General features: G+C 71.4%; 17 protein-coding genes. 7 read left to right on the top strand and 10 right to left on the bottom strand.

From position 1 onward, the window contains the following. Positions 1-117: 117 nt before the first annotated feature. The 9 genes from ACFY3I_RS30205 to ACFY3I_RS30165 all read right to left on the bottom strand — a co-directional run bounded on the left by ACFY3I_RS30205 (position 118) and on the right by ACFY3I_RS30165 (position 12,720). Positions 118-3,255, bottom strand: coding sequence for a BTAD domain-containing putative transcriptional regulator (locus ACFY3I_RS30205; protein WP_390864399.1), 3,138 nt, complete (start codon positions 3,253-3,255; stop codon positions 118-120). 224 nt (positions 3,256-3,479) lie between these two features. Continuing rightward, positions 3,480-4,784: a methylaspartate mutase gene (locus ACFY3I_RS30200; protein WP_390864277.1), complete on the bottom strand. Its 1,305-nt coding sequence runs from the start codon at positions 4,782-4,784 to the stop codon at positions 3,480-3,482. After that, positions 4,784-5,251 carry a cobalamin B12-binding domain-containing protein gene (locus ACFY3I_RS30195; protein WP_390864275.1) on the bottom strand — a complete coding sequence of 156 codons (468 nt, stop codon included), beginning with the start codon at positions 5,249-5,251 and terminating at the stop codon, positions 4,784-4,786. The genes ACFY3I_RS30200 and ACFY3I_RS30195 overlap by 1 nt, the downstream gene beginning before the upstream one ends. Positions 5,252-5,280: 29 nt before the next feature. Next, complete coding sequence (gene hisC, locus ACFY3I_RS30190) at positions 5,281-6,627, bottom strand: histidinol-phosphate transaminase (RefSeq protein ID WP_390864273.1); 1,347 nt, start codon at positions 6,625-6,627, stop codon at positions 5,281-5,283. A gap of 27 nt (positions 6,628-6,654) precedes the next feature. Next, positions 6,655-7,929 (bottom strand): ATP-grasp domain-containing protein, encoded by a 1,275-nt coding sequence (locus tag ACFY3I_RS30185; protein ID WP_390864271.1) that lies wholly within the window; start codon positions 7,927-7,929, stop codon positions 6,655-6,657. Positions 7,930-7,984: 55 nt separating this feature from the next. Further along, a complete protein-coding gene (gene upp / locus ACFY3I_RS30180) occupies positions 7,985-8,665 on the bottom strand; it encodes a uracil phosphoribosyltransferase (RefSeq protein ID WP_390864269.1) in 681 nt (226 codons plus the stop codon). A 13-nt stretch (positions 8,666-8,678) separates the two neighbouring features. After that, positions 8,679-9,869: a cytochrome P450 gene (locus ACFY3I_RS30175; protein ID WP_390864267.1), complete on the bottom strand. Its 1,191-nt coding sequence runs from the start codon at positions 9,867-9,869 to the stop codon at positions 8,679-8,681. After that, positions 9,859-10,680, bottom strand: coding sequence for a thioesterase II family protein (locus ACFY3I_RS30170; protein WP_390864265.1), 822 nt, complete (start codon positions 10,678-10,680; stop codon positions 9,859-9,861). Before ACFY3I_RS30170 ends, ACFY3I_RS30175 begins: the two co-directional genes overlap by 11 nt. Before the next feature lie 6 nt (positions 10,681-10,686). Beyond that, positions 10,687-12,720, bottom strand: a complete 2,034-nt coding sequence (locus ACFY3I_RS30165) for an amino acid adenylation domain-containing protein (RefSeq protein WP_390864263.1) — start codon at positions 12,718-12,720, stop codon at positions 10,687-10,689. Positions 12,721-12,996: 276 nt separating this feature from the next. On the opposite strand from ACFY3I_RS30165, the gene ACFY3I_RS30160 reads away from it, so the two are divergent. From ACFY3I_RS30160 to ACFY3I_RS30130, 7 genes are read left to right on the top strand one after another with little or no spacing between them, the layout of a single operon-like run. Next, positions 12,997-13,887 carry an acetaldehyde dehydrogenase (acetylating) gene (locus ACFY3I_RS30160; protein WP_390864261.1) on the top strand — a complete coding sequence of 297 codons (891 nt, stop codon included), beginning with the start codon at positions 12,997-12,999 and terminating at the stop codon, positions 13,885-13,887. Beyond that, complete coding sequence (gene dmpG, locus ACFY3I_RS30155; protein ID WP_390864260.1) at positions 13,884-14,939, top strand: 4-hydroxy-2-oxovalerate aldolase; 1,056 nt, start codon at positions 13,884-13,886, stop codon at positions 14,937-14,939. The genes ACFY3I_RS30160 and dmpG overlap by 4 nt, the downstream gene beginning before the upstream one ends. Continuing rightward, positions 14,933-16,213 carry a DegT/DnrJ/EryC1/StrS family aminotransferase gene (locus ACFY3I_RS30150; protein ID WP_390864258.1) on the top strand — a complete coding sequence of 427 codons (1,281 nt, stop codon included), beginning with the start codon at positions 14,933-14,935 and terminating at the stop codon, positions 16,211-16,213. Before dmpG ends, ACFY3I_RS30150 begins: the two co-directional genes overlap by 7 nt. Then, the gene (locus ACFY3I_RS30145) at positions 16,210-17,379 is read left to right on the top strand and encodes an FAD-dependent oxidoreductase (protein WP_390864256.1); all 1,170 of its coding nucleotides are present in this window, start codon (positions 16,210-16,212) and stop codon (positions 17,377-17,379) included. Before ACFY3I_RS30150 ends, ACFY3I_RS30145 begins: the two co-directional genes overlap by 4 nt. Positions 17,380-17,409: 30 nt before the next feature. Beyond that, on the top strand, positions 17,410-19,095 hold the full coding sequence (locus tag ACFY3I_RS30140) for an AMP-binding protein (protein ID WP_390864254.1): 1,686 nt from the start codon (positions 17,410-17,412) through the stop codon (positions 19,093-19,095). Beyond that, on the top strand, positions 19,092-20,324 hold the full coding sequence (locus ACFY3I_RS30135) for a cytochrome P450 (protein ID WP_390864252.1): 1,233 nt from the start codon (positions 19,092-19,094) through the stop codon (positions 20,322-20,324). Before ACFY3I_RS30140 ends, ACFY3I_RS30135 begins: the two co-directional genes overlap by 4 nt. Before the next feature lie 16 nt (positions 20,325-20,340). After that, complete coding sequence (locus ACFY3I_RS30130; RefSeq protein ID WP_365289400.1) at positions 20,341-20,535, top strand: ferredoxin; 195 nt, start codon at positions 20,341-20,343, stop codon at positions 20,533-20,535. 91 nt (positions 20,536-20,626) lie between these two features. On the opposite strand, the gene ACFY3I_RS30125 is transcribed toward ACFY3I_RS30130, so the two are convergent. Beyond that, positions 20,627-21,256, bottom strand: a complete 630-nt coding sequence (locus ACFY3I_RS30125; RefSeq protein WP_390864250.1) for a hypothetical protein — start codon at positions 21,254-21,256, stop codon at positions 20,627-20,629. Positions 21,257-21,303: the final 47 nt, after the last annotated feature.

Raw genomic sequence — 21,303 nt, 5'->3', positions numbered from 1 at the left:
GCCTCGCAGGTCGCGGCGCCGGACTGTGGGACAGAGCATGCCAGGATGCCTCTCCCAAGAGCTTGCCTTCCGTTCGCCACCGCTTGCCGAATCCTTGCGGGCGGCTCGATCCGGCCGCTACGACACGGAGGTCCGGGGGCGCGGGCGGGCGATCGGCAGATCGCGGCTGACGTAGGCGAACTCTCCGCGGGATTCGATCTCCGCGGCCGACGACCGCAATGTCCTCCTGGCATCCTCGATCGCTCCGCTGCTCTGCTGTGCCTGGGCCAACAGGCCCAGATGGAGTGGCAGACGGATGAGGAGACGTCGTTCGCGCAACTCGTCGACCGCCGACTCCAGGCAGCCGAGCGCGCCGGGCTCGCCGGTCTGCTGCTGCGCCCAGCTCTGGCACACCTGGAGCATGGCGGTCCAGTGGCTCAGCCCGTGGGCGCGGGCGATCTGGAGACCCCGCCCGCTGGAGACCGCCGCCCTGTGGGGATCCTTGCCCAGTGCCGCCACCAGGGCGTGGAAGTAGTGCGCGCTCGCCCGGTCGACCGGTGTGCCGTTCCGGCCGGTGGCCACGAGCAGGGTGTCGCACAGCGCGAGCGCCTCGTCGGTGGCGCCCAGCAGCCACAGGGTGAGGACTCGATGGTTCATCGCCAGGAACCGTGGGTCGTGCTGCGACTGATGGGTCATGGCGATCCGCCGTTCGGGGCTCAGCTCCTCGGCCGTCAGCTCCGCCTCGGTCAGGGCTGTGAGCGCGTCGGCGGCCTCACTGGGCAGCTGCAGCAACCCGCAGGCGATCCTTTCGTAGAACCGGATCTCCGGGTCACCGAACCGCTCCGCGAGAGCACGCAGTTGCTCCACGTGCCAGGCGCCCTCGGCGTGCCGTCCGGTGACCAGTTCGGCCACGCACTGCTGAAGCAGCAGCGCGGCCTGTTCGGTGGTACGGCCCGCGGTGGCGGCGGACAGCTTCCGGATGCGCTCGGCCTCCACCTCCACCTCGCGGTCGGCGTAACCACGGGTGAGGACCGTCGTGTACAGGAGCCTGGTGCGCAGCTCCAGCGTCTGCTCCGATGCCGCGTCGCCGTTCGCCGGCACGGCGGAGAGCAAGGTGTGCGCGTGCTCGAACCACGTCCGCGCGCGCTGGTAGTCGCCGTCACCGATGGCCTGTTCGCCGGCGCGCGTGAGGTGCGGCACCACGTCCTCCGCCGGCAGGGTCAGGGCCGCCTGCCAGGCATGCCGGGCCACCTGATCGCTCGCCTCGGGCGAGCGTCCGTGGCGGGCGCTGAGCACGCCGACCGCGCGGGCGTGCAGTGCCGCCCGCTCCTGGTAGGGCATCTCCGCCAGGAGGACGTCGCGGATGAGGTCGTAGCGGAAGGCGAGCCGGTGCGGGTGGTCGAGGTCGCTGCGCACGAGTCCGGTCCGCTGGACCTCTTCCAGGACATCGTGGTCGGCCTCGCCGCTGTCCCGTATGCCGGTGAGCGAGGTCAGTGTCGCCTCGGTGCCGAGGACGGCGCAGCACTTCAGGATCTCCAGGACTCGTGGGGGCAGTCCGGCGAACCGCCTGCGCACCATGCTGCGGATCCCCGTCGGGATGCCCGCGCGGACGACGTCGGCCACGCGGGGATCGTGCAGGCGCCGTGCTCCGCCCGCGTCGGCGAGCAACTGGTTGAGGAGGTAGGCGTTGCCGCCGCTGCGTTCGTACAGTGCACGCACGACGGACGCGTCGACGCCGGGTCCGGCCTGGGCCGTGACCGCGGCCTGGACGTCTTCCTCGGCGAGGTCGTCCAGATGCACCACCTTGGTGCGGGAGTCGGCCAGGAGGTCCACGAGCGGACCGTCGGAGTCGATCCCGGCCCCGAGACCGGGTTCACGGACCGTGATCACCACGCTGACGGGCCGCCCCTGTATGCGGCTGCTGAGCAGTCCCAGCACGTCGAGGGTGAGACGGTCCGCCCAGTGCATGTCTTCGAGGACGAGCAGCAGCGGGTTGTCGTCGGCACGTCGGAGGATCGCCTCGCACAGCGCATCCTGGGCGAGGAAGTGCATCTCGGTCGAAGGGTGTTCGGTGAGGTCGGCGCCGGGTCCGGACAGCGTTGTCATCGGATAGAGGACGTGCTGTCCGCGAAGGCCGTCGCACGCCACCCCGTACGGGATCTCGAGCCGGCGCAGCACCTGCTGCCACACCCAGCCGTCGGGCGTGCCCTCGGCGCTGCGGCAGTTGACACGGATGACCTCCGCGTCGGGGGACCGCGGCTCCGCTTCCGCGGTGGCTCGTGCCACCAGTTCGGTCTTCCCGACGCCCGCCTCGCCGACGACGGCGGTGATGTGTCCACTTCCGCGCAGGGCGCCGGTGATGAACGACCGCAGCGCGTCGAGGGAGTCGTCGCGGCAGGGGAAGGCCGAGTACACCGTCGGTGCCGCCGCACGCCGCTGTTCGCCCTCGGGCACGGCCGCGCCGTCCGCCCTGCGCTCGGCCGGAGCGTCGGCCGCGCCCGCGTCGCGGGGCCGGTCCGGCACCTCGACGGAGGCCGGAGCGGGCGCATGGTCGTCGAGTTCGTGACGCAGCAGGGCCAGGTGGACGTGCTGCAGTTCGCGGGCCGGAGCGACCCCGAGTTCATCGGACAGGTGGGCGCGCGTCCGGTCGTACAGCTGGAGCGCCTCGGCCTGCCGTCCCAGGCGGTACAGGCCCGTCATGAGGCTGCCGACCAGGCGTTCGTCGGTGGGGTGCAGGGACACCTCACGGCGTAACAGCGCGACGGCGTCACCGGCTTCGCCGAGCGCGAGCAGCGCGTCGGCGTGTGCCGCCACGGCGGTGGTCCGCAGAAGGCTCAGGCGCGCGCTCTCCTCCGCGAGCGGACCGTAGGCCACGAGGTCCAGGAAGGGATCGGCCCGCCATATGCGCAGCGCCTTGTCGAACACCTCACGAGCGGCCTGGAGACGGCTGTCGGCCACATGGCGCTGCCCGCGGGCGACGAGACCTTCGAACCGGGACAGATCGAAGCTGTCCGGCTCGACTGTCAGGACGTATCCGGGAGCCTGGTAGCGCAGCGGGGCGCTGGGGCCGTGCTGCCCTGTCAGCACACGCCGCAGGTGCGACAGGTACGTCTGCAAGGTGGCCTGCGGACGCCTGGGGAGGCGGTCACCCCACAGTTCGTCGACAAGCTGATCGGCGGGCACCACCTGACCCTGCCGTATCAGAAGCAGCGCCAGGACGGCTCGGTGTCGTGGAGGACCGAGGGGTACTCTCTCGGCCCCGCGCCGAGCCGTCATCACTCCGAAGGCTTCGAACGAGAGATCTGCCAGGGACGTGGATTGGTGCTCTTGCGCTGAGTACGCCATGCCGGGGGCACTTGCCTTTCGACGGTCACGCACTAGACGGACGGCCGATCGTACGGTGAGGCAGGTGCTGAAAGAGTGCCGATGAAGTGACGTACAGAACACGCCACGGACACGTGCTGGTACGAGCCACCTGCCGGGCGGTGCCCGGTACCCGGTCAGGGCGCGGCGCCGCTCCGGTTCTGCGGAGCGAGACGTTGCTGTCCTGTCAGTTCTTCCCGGTCGTAACGCCGCTCGACGTAGCTGAGCATGTCGATGAGGCCCTGGGCGGTGACCCGTTGCCGGTTTCCGCTCAGGCTGCGGGCCTGGGGGATCGGCACTGCTCCCGGGTCGACCCAGGCCAGCCGGCCGCGGCCGTCGATCCGAGCCCGGCAGCGGTTCGCATTGTCCTGATGCAGGCAGAACGGGACGTCGAGATGCCCGAGTTCGAACGCGCGGATGAGCGCTGATCCCACGTCGCTTCCCAGAGTCAGCGTGTGGGTGATGATGGCCTGAGCCTCTTCGTAGATCCCGGAATCCGGAATTGCGGCCGGTTCGACCACCGTTTCTTGCTCTGCCACCGACGCTGCGAATTCCAGGGCCTGGATGTTCTCCGCGATGGACGGGATTCGGCTGGATTCCGCCGCGGTCTTGACGATCAGCCGCTCGGTCCCGGAACGGACGGCGAGCCTCGCGCTCGCCTCCAGCAGCCTGTATGCCCCCTGCCGACTGCGCGGATAAACACCCATGTAGGTGTACAGGACGCAATGCCAGTCGGTGTCTCCGAGCCAGTCGCCGGCCAGTGCGCGCAGGACGGAAAGCGCCTCGATGTCCTGCTGCGCATGAGTCTGCTGAGCGTAGCTGAGGGAAATGTCGCGCAGGCCGTGTTCGCGGAAGAACAAGCCTTCCAGGATGCTCAGGGCGATGAGCAGGCTCGGCGGGCACAACTGCCCCAGCATGCATCCGCCGAAGCTCTCCAGATGCACCGGTTCACTGTTTCTCGCGAGCATCTCACAGCATTCCGCCCATGCGGCGACGGCTCGCGCCAGCGGGACGCGACTGTACGGCAGACAGTAGGAGACGGGTCCGCCTTCGGTGGCGTCGATGCCGGCCGTCGTCAGACTCGCGAACAACTCGCCCGGTAATGCCGATCCATGCCTCACCTGAACCGGAAAGTCGTCTCCCGCGATTCCGGCGAGCATCTGGCGGGTCACCGCCGCGCCATGCGTCACCAGCGGGAATCCATTGAGGTCCTCGGCCCTCTCCAGGGCGAGAAGCGCTGACGCGTGATCGTTCATCCGGGTGTAACTGTCAACGGTGATGGTACCTACCGTGGGTGCGCCGACCCCGCCGACCGCCTTGAGTCCGGCGCCCATCTGATCGACCGTGCCGAACCCCATCCGCGGCTGGACGACCAGTTTCCCCTCGCTCGCGGCATTCCGGACGAACCGGGTGAAGCGTCCGGGGCTCGGGCGAGTCGACATCAGATGCTCCAGGCTCTCGGTACGGGAATCTGCTTCGGTGTCGACGGCAACAGTCCGAGACAGTCGAGAAACTGGTTGAACTCGCCGTCCGCTTCGAATACCGCGTCGTAGCCGTTGGCGACCAGTTCCGCTCCGAATCCCCCGTGCCGGGAGCCGTGAATGCCCAACTTGCCGCCGATGACCACTCTCAGGTGGGCGAGCTCCGCGTTCTGGCGGATCTTCCTGATCAGGCGCAGGCCATCGATGTGACCGTGCCCGTTTACCGTGCTGATGACCAAGGTGTCCGGTCGGACCCTGATGCATTCGGATATGATGAGCTCGTCCGGAGTGCATGCGCCCAGATTCACCACCTGCCCACCGTGTTCCTCGAGCAACAGCTGAAGGAACACGAGGTTCCACATATGGGCGTCCGACGACACACTGGTCACAACGAATTTCCCCGTGCCGCCTTGGGAAACTGAGTTCACCGGCTGCTCATCTCGCTTCCTTGTGACGACTAGTCCGAGTCGACCGCACCCGGTTCCAGCCCGTGTTGCCCGGCCGCTGCCAGGAACGCGTCGTTCTCCTCCGCGGTCCCTATCGTCACTCGGACGCCCTCGTCCGGATATGGCCGCACGGAGACCCCCGCCGACGCGCACGTGCGGACGAACGCCTGCGTACGGCTACCGAGCGGCAGCCAGATGAAGTTCGCCTCCGAAGGCGGAACGTCGAATCCCATCTCACGCATCGCGGCCCGGACACGTTCACGTTCGGCAACCGTGTGCCGGACCCGGCCGAGGAGTTCCGTCTCCGCGGCCAGCGACGCGACGGCGGCGGCCTGGGCGATGTCGCTGACGCTCAACGGCATGATCATTCGCCGGATCCGGGAGACGACGCGGGGATCCGCGAGCATGTAACCGACGCGCAGGCCGGCCAGGCCGTACGCCTTGGAGAAGGTGCGGGCGACGATCAGGTTCGGCCACGAGGCGACGAGGCGGGCGCCGAGGCCGGGGTCGCGCGCGAACTCGCAGTACGCCTCGTCGAGCACGACCAGGCACGTGCGCGGGACGGCGTCGAGGAACCGCAGGAGGCCGGCCTCGTCCGACGCGGTGCCGGTGGGGTTGTCGGGGTTGCAGAGCAGCACCAGGCGCGTGTGCTCGTCGACCGCCGAGGCCAGGGCGTCGAGGTCGTGCCCGTCCTCGGCCAGAGGGACCCGTACCGTGCGGAATCCGGCGAGGTCCGCGAGCACCTCGTAGCCGTCGAACGACGGCCACGAGTAGGCGACCGCCGCTCCCGGTTCGGCGGTCACCGTGAGCAGTGCCTGGAGGAGTGTGATCGATCCGGCGCCCACCGCGACGCGGTCCGGGGAGAGGCCGTGGTGCCGGGCGAGCGCGGCGCGCAGCGCTCCGCAGTCCGGGTCCGGGTAACGGTTGGCCTCGGCGGCGGCGCGGGTGATCGCGTCCAGCACGGACGCGGGGGGCCGGAACGGGGTCTCGTTGCGGGCGAGTTGGTGGGCGGGGGCGGGGCCGCCGGGGTGGAGGCCTTCCCCGCCACCGAGCAGCCGGGTGAGCCCGGCGTCCTCGGGGGCTTCGGCTCGGTCCGCCGCCTCGGATCCGGTTGCTCCCGGGGAACCCGGCAGGTCCGCGGCGCGCTTCTCGATGAACTCGGCGATGTCCGCCAGCGTCCTGAGCCCGAACAGTTCCTCGTCGGTGATGGTGACGCCGAGGCGCTGGCTGAGCGCGAGGGAGAGTTCGAAGGTGGCCAGGGAGTCCAGGCCAGCGTCCTCGCGGCTCGCGTCCGGGGACACCTGGTCGGCCTCCACCTCCAGATCCTCGACCATGATCGTCTTCAGTAGTTCGTACACAAATCCTCCGGTCCGATCGCCGGGCCGCTACGCGTCGGCCGGCTTCCTTCGGGGCGTCTTCCAGCGCTCGGGCACCGCGTTGGTCCGGTGCTCCCAGACGACGTTGTCGTCCCACCACTCCTCGATCCGCCGCAGCTCCGCCCCGGTGTCCGGCTCGGTGAGCCGGAAGACCATCTCGGCGACGGGCCGGCCGAGTCCGGGGGCACTGCCGTAACTGCGCCCGACGTCGCCGCAGGGCCGGTAGCTCACCGTCCCCGGCAGCGGGCACGTGTCGGGCAGCACGCGCAGGACTCCCTTGGCCGGCGGGAACCAGACGAAGCCGAGCCGTTCGCCGGTCGGGTGGATCTCGACCTGGTCACCGCGTCCGGCCTGGCCGAGCAGGCTCGCGCCGTAGAAGTTCATGCCCAGCACGGCTTCGTGGACGTCGGTGACGAGGGCCGCGCCCGCCCGGCAGGCGATCTCGCAGACGACCACGCGGTCGTCGGCGGTGTGGAACAGCTCGAGGTGGAAGGCGCACAGGCCGGGCACGGCGGGCAGCGCGGCCACGACCTGCCGCGCGGTGCCGCGCAGCCTCTCGGACAGGGGGTCCTCGTCGGGCATCATCCCCGTCATGGTCGGGGCGTCGTAGGCGACCGAGAACCAGTCGGAGTACAGGTTGCGGGAGGGCACCGCCAGCACCACCTCGCCGTCCTTCATAAGGCCGTTGACGTGGTAGAAGTCGCCCTCGACCCAGGCCTCGGCCAGCCGGGGGGTTCCGGTGGCACGCTCCGGGAGGGCGCGCAGGTCCTCCGCGTCCATCAGGACCACGGTGCCGTTCGACGCGCCGGAGTCGAGTTCCTTGACGACGACCGGGAAGCCGACCTGCCACGTGAACTCGGCGAGTTCGTCACCGGTCCGGAACCTGCGCATGGGGGCGACGTCGATGCCCGCCGCCGCCAGGGTCGACTTCATGACGTGCTTGTCCCGGTACGCCGTGGCCGAGGCGAGGCTCTGGCCGGGCAGGCCGAGTTCGGCCCGTATGCGCGCCGCGCGCAGCACCTCGCGCTCGCCGAGCGACAGGATCCGTCGTACGCCGAACCGCCGCGCGAGGGCGAGGAGTTCGTCGTCCGGCATCTCCCAGAGGTTGGGCACCACCTCCATGTGGAGGAAGCGCTCCGCGTACGCGGCGACATCGGCGGAGGGGATGTCCGCTCTCGTGGTCACCACGACCAGCTCCCGCGCGGCGTCGGGGAACCACTCGTGCAGGCGCGAGACGATCTCCTTGGTGTTCAGCAAGAGAAACGGACCCTGTTCGGCCTTCATGTCGATCCTTCGATCAGTCGTCGTTCCACGGTCTTCCGGGCCGGCCGCGCACGCGTCAGGCGTCGGTGCCGAAGTAGCGGTCCCCGAAGTCCCCGATGCCGGGCAGCATCCACGCGTCCTCGTTCAGCCGCTCCTCGATGGCGGAGGTCACGATCCGCACCCGCGGGTACTGCTCGCAGACGGCGGTGATGCCCTCGGGGACGGTGATGAAGTTGACGAAGACGATGTTCTCCTCGGGCACGCCGAGGTCCGTCAGTACCCGCAGCGCCGACAGCGCGGTCCCGCCGGTCGCCATGACCGGGTCGAGGAGCAGGACGTGCCGCCGGGCGATGTCGGTGGGCAGGGCGGTGTAGTAGAGGCGGGCCTCTTTGGTCGTCTCGTCCCGCTGGATGAGGATCTTCCCGATGCGGATGCCCGGGCAGATGTCCCGCAGTTCGTCCTCCATGCTCTCCCCGGCGCGCACCACGGTGACCCCGCACAGCCCGGAGGCGAAGCGCAGCCCCGGGTAGGCGGCGCCGGTCGGGGTGCGGACCTCGTGCGGCTCGAAGGGCAGCAGGTCCATGCCTGCCTCGATCAGCAGGCGGATGATCCGGCGCGAGTAGCGGACGAAGTCCTCGCGGCGGGCGTCCCGGTCGCGGATCGCGGTGTGCAGGGCGCGCAGTTGGTCGGTCTGGGGCAGCAGACGGACGCTTGTGCCCAGGTACTTGTCGATCGAGGGGGCGGTCGGCGCGGTCATGGGGGGTGTCTCCTCAGGCCCTCGGAACGAATTTCACGGGAAGCGAGTCGAACCCCCACAGCAGGTTCGAGCGCAGGCGGCGGACCTGTCCGGCGAGTTCGGCGACCTCGACCCGTGCCAGGAGTTCCTCGAACATCACCGTGAGTTCGAGCTTGGCGAGCGAGGAACCGATGCAGTAGTGGTTGCCCTGGATGAAGCCCAGGTGGCGGTTGGGATCGCGCTCGATGTCGAAGCGGTCCGGGTCGTCGAAGACCTTCTCGTCGCGGTTGGCCGAGGGCAGCCACGCGACGACGTGGTCCCCGGCGCTGATCCGCTCCCCGCCCAACTCGACGTCCTCGGTCGCGGTGCGCAGCGCGTGCATGACGGGCGAGGTGTAGCGCACGATCTCCTGGATCGCCGTGGGCATGAGGGCGGGCTCGTCGCGCAGCCGGTGCCACTGGTCCGGGTTGTCGATGAGGGCGAGCAGTCCGCCGACGGTGGAGTGCCGGGTCGTCTCGTTGCCACCGGAGACCAGGGCGTCGCAGTTGTAGAGGATCTCCTGGTCGGTCAGCGGGGCGCCGTCGATCTCGCCGCACACCAGGGCGCTCATGAGGTCGTCCTTCGGCTCCCGCCTGCGCTCCGCGGCGAGGTCCTGGAAGTGGAGCAGGATCTCGGTGTGGGCCTGGACCTTGGCCGCCTCCTCCGCCTCGTCGAGGGCGGTGGAGCTCCAGGCGAAGCGGGTGCGCTCGACCATGAAGTCCCAGTCGGCGGGCGCGACGCCGAGCATGTCACAGATGACCGAGACCGGCAGTTTCTGGGCGACGCGCGTGAATTCGCACTCCCCCGCGGCCAGCGCCTCGTCGATGGCCTTGGCGGCCGTCTTGCGCATGGTGGCCTCCAGCCGGCTCACCATGCGGGGTGTGAACGCCGAGCTGACGACCTTGCGGATCTTGTCGTGCCGGGGCGGGTCGGTGATGTTGAGCATCTTGCCGGCCGCGGCGGCGAGGACCTGCGGGTCGGAGTCGAGGCGCATCCCGTTCTGGGAGCTGAACACGCGGGGGTCGGTCAGCATGTCCGTGCACAGGTCGTGGGTCATCACCGCCCAGAAGTGCTCCCCGTTGGCCCGCTGGTTGCGGTAGACGGGGTGTTCGGCGCGCAGCCGCGACCAGACCGGCCCGGGATCGGAGTCCTGGTACAGGAGCGGGTCGGACAGGTCAACGTTCATCAACTCTCCCGGTGTCGATCGCGGTGGCGGGACGGAGGACCTCGCGCAGGGCCTGCAGGACGTCGTCCGGGTGTTCTCCCAGGTAGAAGTGGCCGCCGGGGAAGGTGCGGAGTGTGAAGCGGCCCCGGGTCGCGCCGGCCCAGGCGCCCGCGTCGCCGACGCCGACCGCCTCGTCCTGGCGGCCCACGAACGCGGTGACGTCGGTCCGCAGGGGTGGGCCGCCGGCGCGCGGGACGTAGGACTGGACGATGCGGTAGTCGTCGCGGACCGCGGGCAGGAAGGCCGAGCGCATGTCCGGGTCGTCCAGCAGGCCCGCGCTGCCGGAGCCCAGCTCCTTGAGGAGGTCGACGAGCCGGTCGTCGTCGAGGAGATGGGCGCCTTCCTGTCCGGCGAAGGGGCGCACCCGCTGGGGGGCGCCGCACCCCGAGACGACGAGGTGGCGTACGGCGCCTCCCCGGCCGCCGGAAGTCAGGCGGCGCAGGACCTCGTAGCCGACGACGGCGCCCATGCTGTGCCCGAAGAAGACGGCGGGCCGGTCGAGGAGTCCGCTCAGCTCCTCGGTGACCTGGTCGGCGAGGGTGTGCAGATCGGGCGGGAACTCCTCCCGAATCCGGTTCTCACGTCCCGGGTACTGGACGGCCCACACCTCGGCCCCGGCGAGCTCCCGGCCGCCCCAGTCCCGGAAGTAGCTGGCCGCGCCCCCGGCGTGCGGGAAGCACACGAGCCGGACCGGGGCCGAGGGATCCGGCGGCCGGAAGGTGCGCAGCCAGGGGCTGTCGGGCCGCGTGGCGGCGGTCTGTCGCGGTGCCACCGCCGGTCAGCTCCGCCCGGCGCGGTCCGCCGCGCCGTCGCCGGTCGCCCGGGTGACGGCTTCGGCGAGCCCGGCGATGGTCGGTGACTCGAACAGCACGCGGGCCGTCATGCCGACGTCGAACCGGTCGCGGATGCGGGCGATCAGGCTCGCGGCGAGCAGGGAGTGGCCGCCCACCTGGAAGAAGTCGGCGTCGACGCTGATGCCGCGGCGGCCGAGGACGTCCTCCCAGATGTCCGCCAGGGCCGCTTCCACGGGGGTGCGCGGCGCGATGGCGGCGGCCTCGCCGTCGTCGTCGGGTTCGAGCGCGAGCAGGGCGGTCCTGTCGATCTTCCCGTTCGGGGTCATGGGGAAGGCGTCCAGGACGTGGACGGCCGTCGGGATCATGTACCAGGGCAGCCGGTTCCTCAGGTGGGCGATGAGCTCGGCGGCCGGCGGCGCGGCGCGCTCGTCGGCGGTCACGAAGCACACGAGGGCGCTTTCGGGGCCGTCGCCCGTCACCTGGGCGACGCACGCCCGGACGTCCCGGTGCTCGGCGAGCACGGCCTCGATCTCGCCGAGCTCGATGCGGTAGCCGCGCAGTTTCACCTGGTGGTCCCCGCGGCCGAGGAACTCCAGGCAGCCGTCGGCGTCCGCGCGCACCAGGTCCCCGGTGCGGTACAGCCGGCTGCCGGGCACGCCGGAGAAGGGGTCGGGCAGGAACCGTTCGGCGGTGGTCCGCGGCGCGTTGAGATAACCGACGGCCACTCCCGCTCCGCCGATGAACAGTTCGCCCGGCGTTCCCGCCGGGACCGGCCGCAGGGCGTCGTCGAGGACGTACGTACGGACGTTGTCGATGGGGCGGCCGATCGGGACGGAGGCGTACTCGCCGGCCTCCCAGTCGGCGCCCGGCTCGTGGACCGTCGTGGTGATGGTGCCCTCGGTGGGGCCGTAGACGTTGAACCAGCGGATGTCCTCGCCGACCCGCTTCTTCCACGTCAGCAGGGCCTGGCGGGCCGCCTTCTCACCGGCCACGATCATCGTGCGCAGCGAGGACTCCGTGGCCAGCCGCAGCAGGCAGTCCTCCTCCGCGACCCAGCTGTGCCAGAAGGCCGTGGGCACGCTCAGGAAGGTCGTACCGGTGTCGATGACCTGCTGGGTCAGGGCCCGGAACGTCTGGCGCAGGGGGTCGCTGCCGAGGACCAGGGCCGCGCCGTGCAGAAGCGGCGGGAAGATCTCCTCGGCGGCGGCGTCGAAGCTCAGCGGCCTGCACTGCAGGACGCGGTCGCCGGGGGAGAACGCGAAGTGCCGGTTCACGGCGGCGCTGTGGTTCGCCAGCGAGCGGTGCGTCACCAGGACACCCTTGGGGCGGCCCGTGGAGCCGGAGGTGTGGATGACGTAGGCGGTGTCCGACGGCAGCGGGAGGGGGCTGTCCGGCGCGGGCGCGGTGGGCAGGGCGTCGATGGCCTGCCGGTGCTCGTCGAGGCAGACGATCTCGCCGTCGTGGTCCGGGAAGAGCGGCCTCAGCGGCTCCTGGGTCAGGAGCAGGCGTGCGCCCGTGTCGGACAGGACGTACCGCAGCCGCTCGACCGGGTACTCGGGATCGAGGGGCACGTACGCGGCGCCGGTCCGCAGGACGCCGAGCAGGGCCGTGATCATCTGCGGCGACCGCTCGACACACAGGCCCACGAACGCGCCGGGACCGACGCCGCGCAGCCGCAGATACGCGGCCAACCTGGCGGACTCGTCGTCGAGTTGACGGTACGTCAGGGTCTGGTCCCGCCAGATCAGGGCCGGCGCCTCGGGGGTGCGCACGGCCTGGGCGGCGAACAGGTCGTGGAGGCAGGCGCCCGCGTCCGTCCCGTCGTCCGGGAGTCTGGCGGGCCGGATGTCCGGCCAGTGGGCGCCGATGTACTCCAGGCACTCCCGGCGACTCGCCGCCCGGTGCGCTACGCGCCAGCCCGGTGGCACGTCGAGGCCGCCGGCCCACAGAGCGTGCCGGTTCTCGCTGCTCACCAGGACCAGAGAGACACCGTTGTCGTCATGAATCGGGTTGACCACGGCTCGCAGTCCCCTTCGGATGCTAAAGGTGCGGCGTACGGACTGGCGTTGAAGCGGGGGAGGCCCCCGGGTGGTACCCGCACAGCATGTCGCCGCGTCCCTGCAAGGACCTTGCCGCCTCGCTTGCCCCGCCCGCGGCGGCGACCGGTCAGCGCGACGGCGAGCCGTCGGCAAGACCCCGGTCCCAGGCTGGGCCGCGTAGGGACCACCGCGGCCGGCCTCCGCGGGTGCCCCCAGGGCGGATCACGCCGCACCTTGACGGAAAGGCGACCGTACATGCAAGCAACTGGACGGCTGTCCGTATCGGTCCTCGGCGCCGGACTCATCGGTATGGACCTGGCGAGCAAGATCATGCGCTCGGACTGTCTCGACCTGCGGCTCGTCGCGGGGCGGCACGACGCCGCCGAGCTGCGGCGGGCGGCCCGGCGCGGTGTGCCGGTGGCGACCGGGGGCATCCAGTCCCTCGTCGACGCCGAGGAGGACTTCGACGTGGTGTTCGACGCCACCAACGCGTCGTTCCACGCCGAGCACGCCGAGAAGCTCGCGGCGTCCGGGGCGATGCTCGTCGACCTGACGCCCAGCAGAGTCGGGCAGATGATCGTCCCGACCGTCAACCGGGCGGACATCGGCTCCCACCGCGACATCAGCATGGTGACCTGCGGCGGACAGGCGTGCCTGCCGATCCTGCACGCGATCGCGAGGGCGCACCGGATCGACTGCGTCGAGGTCGTGACCACGGCCGCCACCCTGAGCGTGGGCCGCGCCTCGCGCCTGAACCTCGACGAGTACGTGCAGACCACGCAGGACGCGATCCGCCTGTTCACCGGCGTCGAGGACGTGAAGGCGCTCGTCAACATCAGCCCGGCCCGGCCGGCGGCCACCTTCCGGGTCGCCATGTACCTGCGGGGCCGGGACCTCACCACCGACTCGGTGCGCGCGCTGGTGACGGGCGCGGCCGACGAGATCCGTACGTACGTCAAGGGATTCGGCGTCAGCGTGTGCACCGTCAACGACTCCACGGCCTTCGTCTCCGTGGAGGTCACCGCGTCCGGCGACCGGCTGCCGCACTACGCCGGGAATCTCGACATCATCAATTCCGCCGCGATCCAGGCCGCCGAGTACTACGCGGCGGACCGGCTCGCACCGGCAGGCAGGGAGACGGCATGAGCCAGGAAGCGGGCAGGCCGGTCCAGATCCACGACCCGACGCTGCGCGACGGCCAGCACGCCGTGCGGCACAGCCTCGGCGCGGAGCAGTTCCGCGCCTACCTGAAGGCCGCCGACGCCGCGGCCGTCCCGGTCGTCGAGGTCGGCCACGGCAACGGGCTGGCCGCCTCGTCCCTCCAGGTCGGCCGGGCCCGGCTGAGCGACGACGAGATGATGTCGATCGCCCGGGAGACCCTGACGACCAGCAAGCTCGGGGTTCTCATGTTCCCGGGCTGGGCCACCACCCAGGACATCAAGAACGCCCTCGCCCACGAGGTCGACCTGGTGCGCATCGCGACGCACTGCACCGAGGCCAGCGTCGCCGAGCGGCACCTCGGCTTCCTGCGCGACGAGGGCGTGGAGGCGCACGGCATCCTCCTGATGACGCACATGGCGAGCCCCGACCAGCTCGCCGAGGAGTGCGCGCGCCTGGTCGGGTACGGCGCCACCGGCGTGGGCATCCTCGACTCCTCGGGGCACTTCCTGCCCTCGGACGTCACGGCCCGCATCGGGGCCATCTGCGCCGCCGTCGACGTGCCGGTGATGTTCCACGGGCACAACAACCTCGGCATGGCCGTGGCGAACTCGATCGCGGCGGCGGAGGCGGGGGCCGGCATCCTCGACGCGTGTGCCCGGGGCTTCGGCGCGGGCGCCGGCAACACCCAGCTGGAGGTCCTGGTGCCGGTGCTGGAACGGCTGGGGTTCCGGACGGGCATCGACCTGTACCGGCTCCTGGACGCGGCGGACATCGCCGGGCGGGAGCTGATGCCGGCGCCGCCCACCATCGACTCCGTCTCCATCGTCAGCGGGCTGGCCGGGGTGTTCTCCGGGTTCAAGAAGCCGGTGCTCGACATCGCCGCGCGCGAAGGGGTCGACCCGCGCGACGTCTTCTTCGAACTCGGCCGGCGTCAGGTGGTCGCGGGCCAGGAGGACCTGATCGTGGAGGTGGCGCTGGGCCTGCGCGCCGCCCGGGACGGGGGAAGCCCGGCGGGCAGTGGGACCGGCTCATGCTGACCGTGGACGAGAACTCCCGGTACTTCGTGCCGGCCCCCGCTGTGGGAAGCATCCTCGGGGACGCCGAGCTGGCCGCGCTCGGCGAGGTCGTCCGGTCCGGCGAGAGCCTCTCGCAGGGGCGGTGGCGGGACGCGTTCGAGCAGGCGATGCGCGAGCACGTCGGCAGCCGGTACGCGATGACCGTCACCAGCGGAACCGTCGCCGTCGCGCTCGCCGTGCACCTGCTGGACCTCGCCCCCGGTGACGAGGTCATCGTGACCCCGCAGACCTTCAAGGCCACCACCGACCCCTTGCTGGCCCACGACGTGACGGTCCGTTTCTGCGACGTGGAGCCGGACACCCTGAACGTGGACGTCGACTCGTTCGAGTCGCTGATCACCCCGCGGACCCGGGCCCTGATCCTGGTCCACTACGGCGGCCGGCCGGCCCGCATGGACGAGATCATGCGAGTGGCCCGCCGGCACGGCGTCCGGGTGATCGAGGACTGCGCGCACGCGCTGGGCGCCCTCTACCGCGGCCGGCGGCCCGGCGTGCTCGGCGACATCGGGTGCTTCAGCTTCCACTCCAGCAAGAACATCACGACCCTCGGCGAGGGCGGGATGCTCACCTTCGACGACCCCGAGTGGGCCGAGCGCGTCGACCGCATCCGCTCCAACGCCGCCGACGGGGACCTCGTGCCGTCACCGCTGCTGGCCGGGCCGTACGACCGCTCGGAGCCCTGGATGATGTGGGCGGGGGACTCGTACGAGAAGGAGTGCCTGCGTATCCGGCATCCCGGGAGCAACGCCACGCTCAGCGAGGCCGGGGCGGCCGTCGGGCTCGTCCAGATGGAGCGTCTCGGGGAGCTGGCCGGGCGGCGGCGGTGGATCGCCGGGTGCCTCGCCCGGACGCTGGCGGAGTTCCCGCACGTGCGGGTGGCCGACGTGCCCGAGGACATCCACCACCCCTACCACCTGTTCACCTTCTTCGTCCGGCCGGAACAGGGCGTGAGCCGCGACGAGGTCATCCACGCCCTCGAGGACGCCGGGGTCCAGGTGCAGGTGCGCTACTTCCCCCTGCATCTGCGCCCCGAGTGGCGGGGCCGGGGACACCGGCTCGGCGAGTGTCCGGTCACCGAGCGGATCTGGTTCCACGAACAGGTCAATCTGCCCTGCTACCCGTCGATGACCGACGGCCAGGTCGAACACCTGGTGCTGGCCCTGAAGTCCGCGCTCACCGGACGGCGGGACACCGGCGAGGGCGGCACGTCGAACTACGAGGAGGCCCGGGCATGACGGAGTCCTATGACGTGGTGGTCGTGGGAGGCGGGCCCGTCGGCCTGGCCACCGCCTGGCAGGTCGCCGAGCGCGGCCACCGGGTGCTGGTCCTGGAGCGGCACACGTTCTTCAACGAGAGCGTGGGCACCAGCGGCGCCGAACGGCACTGGCGGCTCCAGTACACGCAGGAGGACCTGTTCCGCCTGACGCTGGAGACCCTTCCCCTGTGGCGCGAGCTGGAGAGCCGCTGCGAGCGCCGCCTCATCCACGAGATCGGCAGCCTCTGGTTCGGGGACACCGACGTCGTCACCAACGAGGGACAGATCTCGGGGACCGTCGAGATGATGGACAAGCTCTCGGTGCGCTACGAGTGGCTCAAGGCCACCGACATCGAGCGGCGGTTCGGGTTCCGCGGCCTGCCCCGGGACTACGAGGGGTTCCTCCAGCCCGACGGCGGGACGATCGACGTCAGGGGGACGCTGGCGGCGCTCTTCACGCTCGCCCAGGCGGCCGGCGGCGTCCTGCGCGCGGGGGAGACGGTGACCGAACTCGTGCCGGACGCCGACGGGGTGAGCGTCACCACCGACCGGGGCACCTACCGGGCCGGCAAGGTCGTACTGACCTGCGGCCCCTACACCAACGACCTGCTGGAACCGCTGGGCGCGCGCCTGGCGTACTCGGTGTACGAGATGGCCATCGCGGCCTACCGGCAGGCCACGCCGACGGTCGAGGCGCCGTTCTGGTTCGCCTTCCAGCAGCCGACGCGGGAGGACACCAACCTGTTCTACGGGTTCGGCCAGAACCCGTGGGCGCCCGGGGAGTTGGTGCGCTGCGGGCCCATCTTCGAGGTGGAGCCGCTCGACCACCCGTCGGCGGCCACCGGCGTCGCCGACCGGCGCCAGATGGACCGGCTCTCGGGCTGGCTGCGGGACCATCTGCCCACGGTCGACGCCGACCCGGTGCGCACCTCGACCTGCCTGGCCGTGCTGCCCACCGACCCCGAACGGCAGTTCTTCCTCGGCACCGCGCGGGACCTGATGACGCACGGGGAGAAGCTCGTCGTCTACGGGGCGGGCTGGGCGTTCAAGTTCGTCCCGTTGTTCGGCCGGATCTGCGCCGACCTGGCCGTGGAGGACTCCACCGCGTACGACATCTCACGGCTCGCCCTGCAGTCGGCTGTCTGACGTGGCCGCGAGAAAGGAAGGTGACAGGGCGTGAGTTCGTTCCGTCCCGAGGATCCCGGCCTCCCGAGGATTCCGCCGGACCGGGCGCGGGAGTACCGCGACCGCGGGTGGTGGCGACCCGAGCGGGTCGACCGGCTGGTGCTGCGGCACGTGGGCGAGGATCCCGAGAAGGAGGCCGTCCGCGGCCCCGGCGGCAGGCTGACCCGGCGCGAGCTGGCGGACGCGGTCGCCGGCGCCGCCGCCCGGCTGGCCGGCCTCGGGATCGCGCGCGGGGACCGTGTCCTCGTCCAGCTCCCCAACGATCTGGAGCTGGTCGTCCTGCCGCTGGCGCTGATGCGGCTGGGCGCCCACCCGGTGATGGCGGTGCCCACGCTGCGCCGCCGCGAGCTGCTGGCGGTCGTGGCGGCCACCCGGCCCACGGCCGTCGCCGTACCGCGCCGCTGGCAGCGCTTCGACCATGTCGCGCTGGCGAGGGAACTGCGGGAGAGCTGCCCGGGTATCCGGCACATCCTGGTCGCCGACCGCGCGTCGGACGCCGTTCCCGAAGGCACCGAGGACCTGGTCGAGCTGTGCCGTCCGGACCCCGGGGCCGGCCCGCTGCCCGATCTGGGTCCGCCCCTGGCCGACGAGCCCGCCGTCTTCCTGCTGTCCAGCGGAACCACCGGGCCGCCGAAGGCGATCGCACGCGCCCACGAGGGCTACGGCTACATGATCCGGACGGCCGCCCGGTGGGCCGGGCTGTCGCCGGACACGGTGTACCTCGCCGTCATGTCGGGGGCGCACGGGTTCGTCCTCAACTGCCCCGGCATGTTCGGCGTCCTGGCCTTCGGCGGCCGGGTGGTCCTGGGCTCGCCGGGGGACCCCGGGGCGGCGCTCGACCTCATCGACCGGGAGGGGGTGACGCACACGACGCTGGTGCCCGCGCTGGTCACCCAGTGGCTCGGCGAGGTCCGGAAACGGGGCCGGGGGCCGACGTCGCTGCGCGTGATGCAGGCGGGCGGCGCCCGTCTGGAGCCCGCCCCGGCGGCCGAGGCGCAGAAGCTGCTGGGCTGCACGGTGCAGCAGTGCTACGGCATGAGCGAAGGGCTGCTGACCTACACGGCGCTGGACGATCCCGGTGACGTCATCGCCGACACCCAGGGGCGGCCGGCCTCACCCGGCGACGAGATCCGCATCGTGGCCGAGGACGGCACCGAGGTGGCGCCCGGCGAGGTGGGAGAAGTGCTGACCAGGGGCCCGTACACGGTCGCCGGGTACTACGCGGCACCGGAGGCCGACGCGCGTGCCTTCACCGACGACGGCTTCTACCGCACCGGGGACCTGGCACGCCTCCACCCGTCGGGCGGGCTGGTGGTGGAGGGCCGGATCGGTGACGTCATCAACCGCGGCGGGGAGAAGATCTCCGCCGGGGAGATCGAATCGCTGCTCGCCGAGCACCCCTTGCTGCGGGCGGTCGCGGCCGTCGCGATGCCGCATCCGGTGTGGGGGCAGACGGTCTGCGTCTTCGCCGTCCCCCGCGACCCGGAGAAGCGGCCGGCGCTGCTCGGCCTGCGCCGGTTCCTCACCGAGCGCGGAATCGCCACGTACAAACTGCCCGAGGAACTGAGGGTTGTCGACGCCCTCCCGATGATCGGTGTCGGCAAGATCAACCGGGTCGCCCTGCGTGCGGCGGCAGCGGACCGGCAGACCCGAGAGGAACGGGAACCCATCCCATGACCGAGACGCTCGACCACGACATTCCGTCGTTCCCGATGGCCCGCGAGTGCCCCATGCACCCGCCCGCCGAGTACCGGGAGCTGCGCGGGCGGGAGCCGGTCAGCCGGGTCCGGATGCCCGACGGGCAGGTGGCCTGGCTGGTCACCAAGCACGAGCTGGCCCGCAGGCTGCTCGCCGACCCGCGGGTCAGCGCCGACCGCCTGCACCCGGCGTTCCCGGGGCGGCTGACCGCCGAGCAGCGCACGGCGGTCGAACGCGTCCGCCGGCTCAGCACCCGGCGGTCCATGATCCACCTGGACGGGGCCGAGCACGGGGCCCACCGCAAGATCCTGACCGGCGAGTTCTCGCTGCGCCGGATCGCCGCGCTGCGTCCGCGCGTCCAGGAGATCGTCGACCGGAGCATCGACGAGATGCTGGCCGCGCCGCAGCCGGCCGACCTCGTCGAGCACGTGTCGCAGGCGGTGCCGTCGCTGGTGATCTGCGAGCTGCTGGGCGTGCCCCACGAGCGGCGCCGCGAGTTCCACGAGTGGGCGGGCATGCTGGTCAGCCGGTCCGTCTCGATGCGGGAGCGCGCCGCGGCCTCCGACGCGCTCAACGACTTCCTGGAGGACCTCGTCACCGAGAAGGAGCGGGGCGAGCCCACCGACGACCTGATCGGCCGGCTCATCGCGCGCAACCGGCAGACACCGGTGATGACGCACGACGAGATCGTGGGCACCGCCGTCATGCTGCTGATCGCCGGGCACCAGACCACCGCGAACATGATCTCGCTGGGCGTGGTGGCGCTGCTGGAGAACCCGGAGCACAGGGCGCGGATCGCGGCCGACCCCTCGCTGCTGTCCCCGGCGATCGAGGAGATGCTGCGCTACTTCAGCGTCGTGGAGAACGCGCCCGCCCGGGTCGCCACCGAGGACATCGAGATCGGCGGCGTGACGATCCGCAAGGACGAGGGCATCGTCGTGTCCGGCCTGGCCGCCGACTGGGACGACGAGGTCTTCGAGCACCCGGACCGGCTCGACTTCGAGCGCGGCGCGCGGCACCACGTCGCCTTCGGGTACGGCGTGCACCAGTGCCTCGGCCAGAACCTGGCCCGGGTGGAACTGGAGGTCGTCTTCGAGACGCTGCTGCGCCGGGTGCCGGCCCTGTCGCTGGCCGTGCCGGCCGAGGACCTGCCGTACAAGGACGACGCCGGGATCTACGGCATCTACCGGGTGCCGGTGAACTGCTGAGGAGAGGGGCACGCCCGTGCACATCACCGCGGACAGGGAGCGGTGCGTCGGCGCCGCCCAGTGCGTCCTGGCGGCTCCCGCCGTCTTCGACCAGGACGAGGAGGGGCTGGTAGCGCCGCTGACGGTGGATCCGGCCGGGGCGGACCGGCCGGCCGTCCGTCAGGCGGTCCACCTGTGCCCGTCGTCGGCCATCCGGATCGACGAGGAGTGACCGGGAGCGGCGAGCGCGACCACCGACGGAAGCCGCCGTCCGAGACAGCTCGGGCGGCGGCTTCCGTGGGTGTCCGGCCGGGGTTCGCCGGCTACTCGAAGAACCCCAGGGTGACCGCCCGCCGCACCAGGCCCCGCCCCTCGCTGACCGGCGCCATCTGGTGCCAGGACGAGGGCGACGCCGAGTAGAACCAGGCGGTGCCTCCCGTCGGGGGCATGGTGGAGGCGGGGCCGGCCGACCTGTCCGGGCCGGACCAGTACTCCTGTTCTCCGCCGCCGTCGGCCGGCCAGTGCTCGTTGATGTGCAGTGCCAGAGCGAGTCTCTTGTGCTGCTTGCCGATGCTGAGGTCCTCGAAGTCGCCGCCGTAGTAGTTGTAGATCTCGGCCCGGCGGTGCAGCCCCGTGGTGTCCACCCCGGTCTCGCGGCGGAGCCAGTCGGTGAACTCGTCGGACAGCAGGTCGGTGACCAGCTCACGCCAGGGCGCCGCCAGGGGGATGCCGTCGGGGGTGAGCCCGGTCCTGTTGTCGGCGAACGGCAGGACGGACGAGCGGTAGCGGCGCCGTACGTCAGCACCGGTCGAGGTGTCGATCCGCTGGAACAGGCCCGCGTCCGGCACGGCGGCGCCGAGGTCGGCCAGGTCGCGCGCGGAGAGGAGACCGGCGCCGCGGAAGTGCCGGAAGGGGTGGTCCCACGTTTCGAGCCGGACGTCCAGGTTGATCAAGACTCGCACCTCTCGGCGGCCGGCGTGTGCACCGGTTCGGGTATCAG

Origin of the sequence: Streptomyces sp. NPDC001068, assembly GCF_042897315.1 — a bacterium.
Classification (GTDB): domain Bacteria; phylum Actinomycetota; class Actinomycetes; order Streptomycetales; family Streptomycetaceae; genus Streptomyces.
This window is presented reverse-complemented; position numbering and strand designations above follow the sequence as displayed.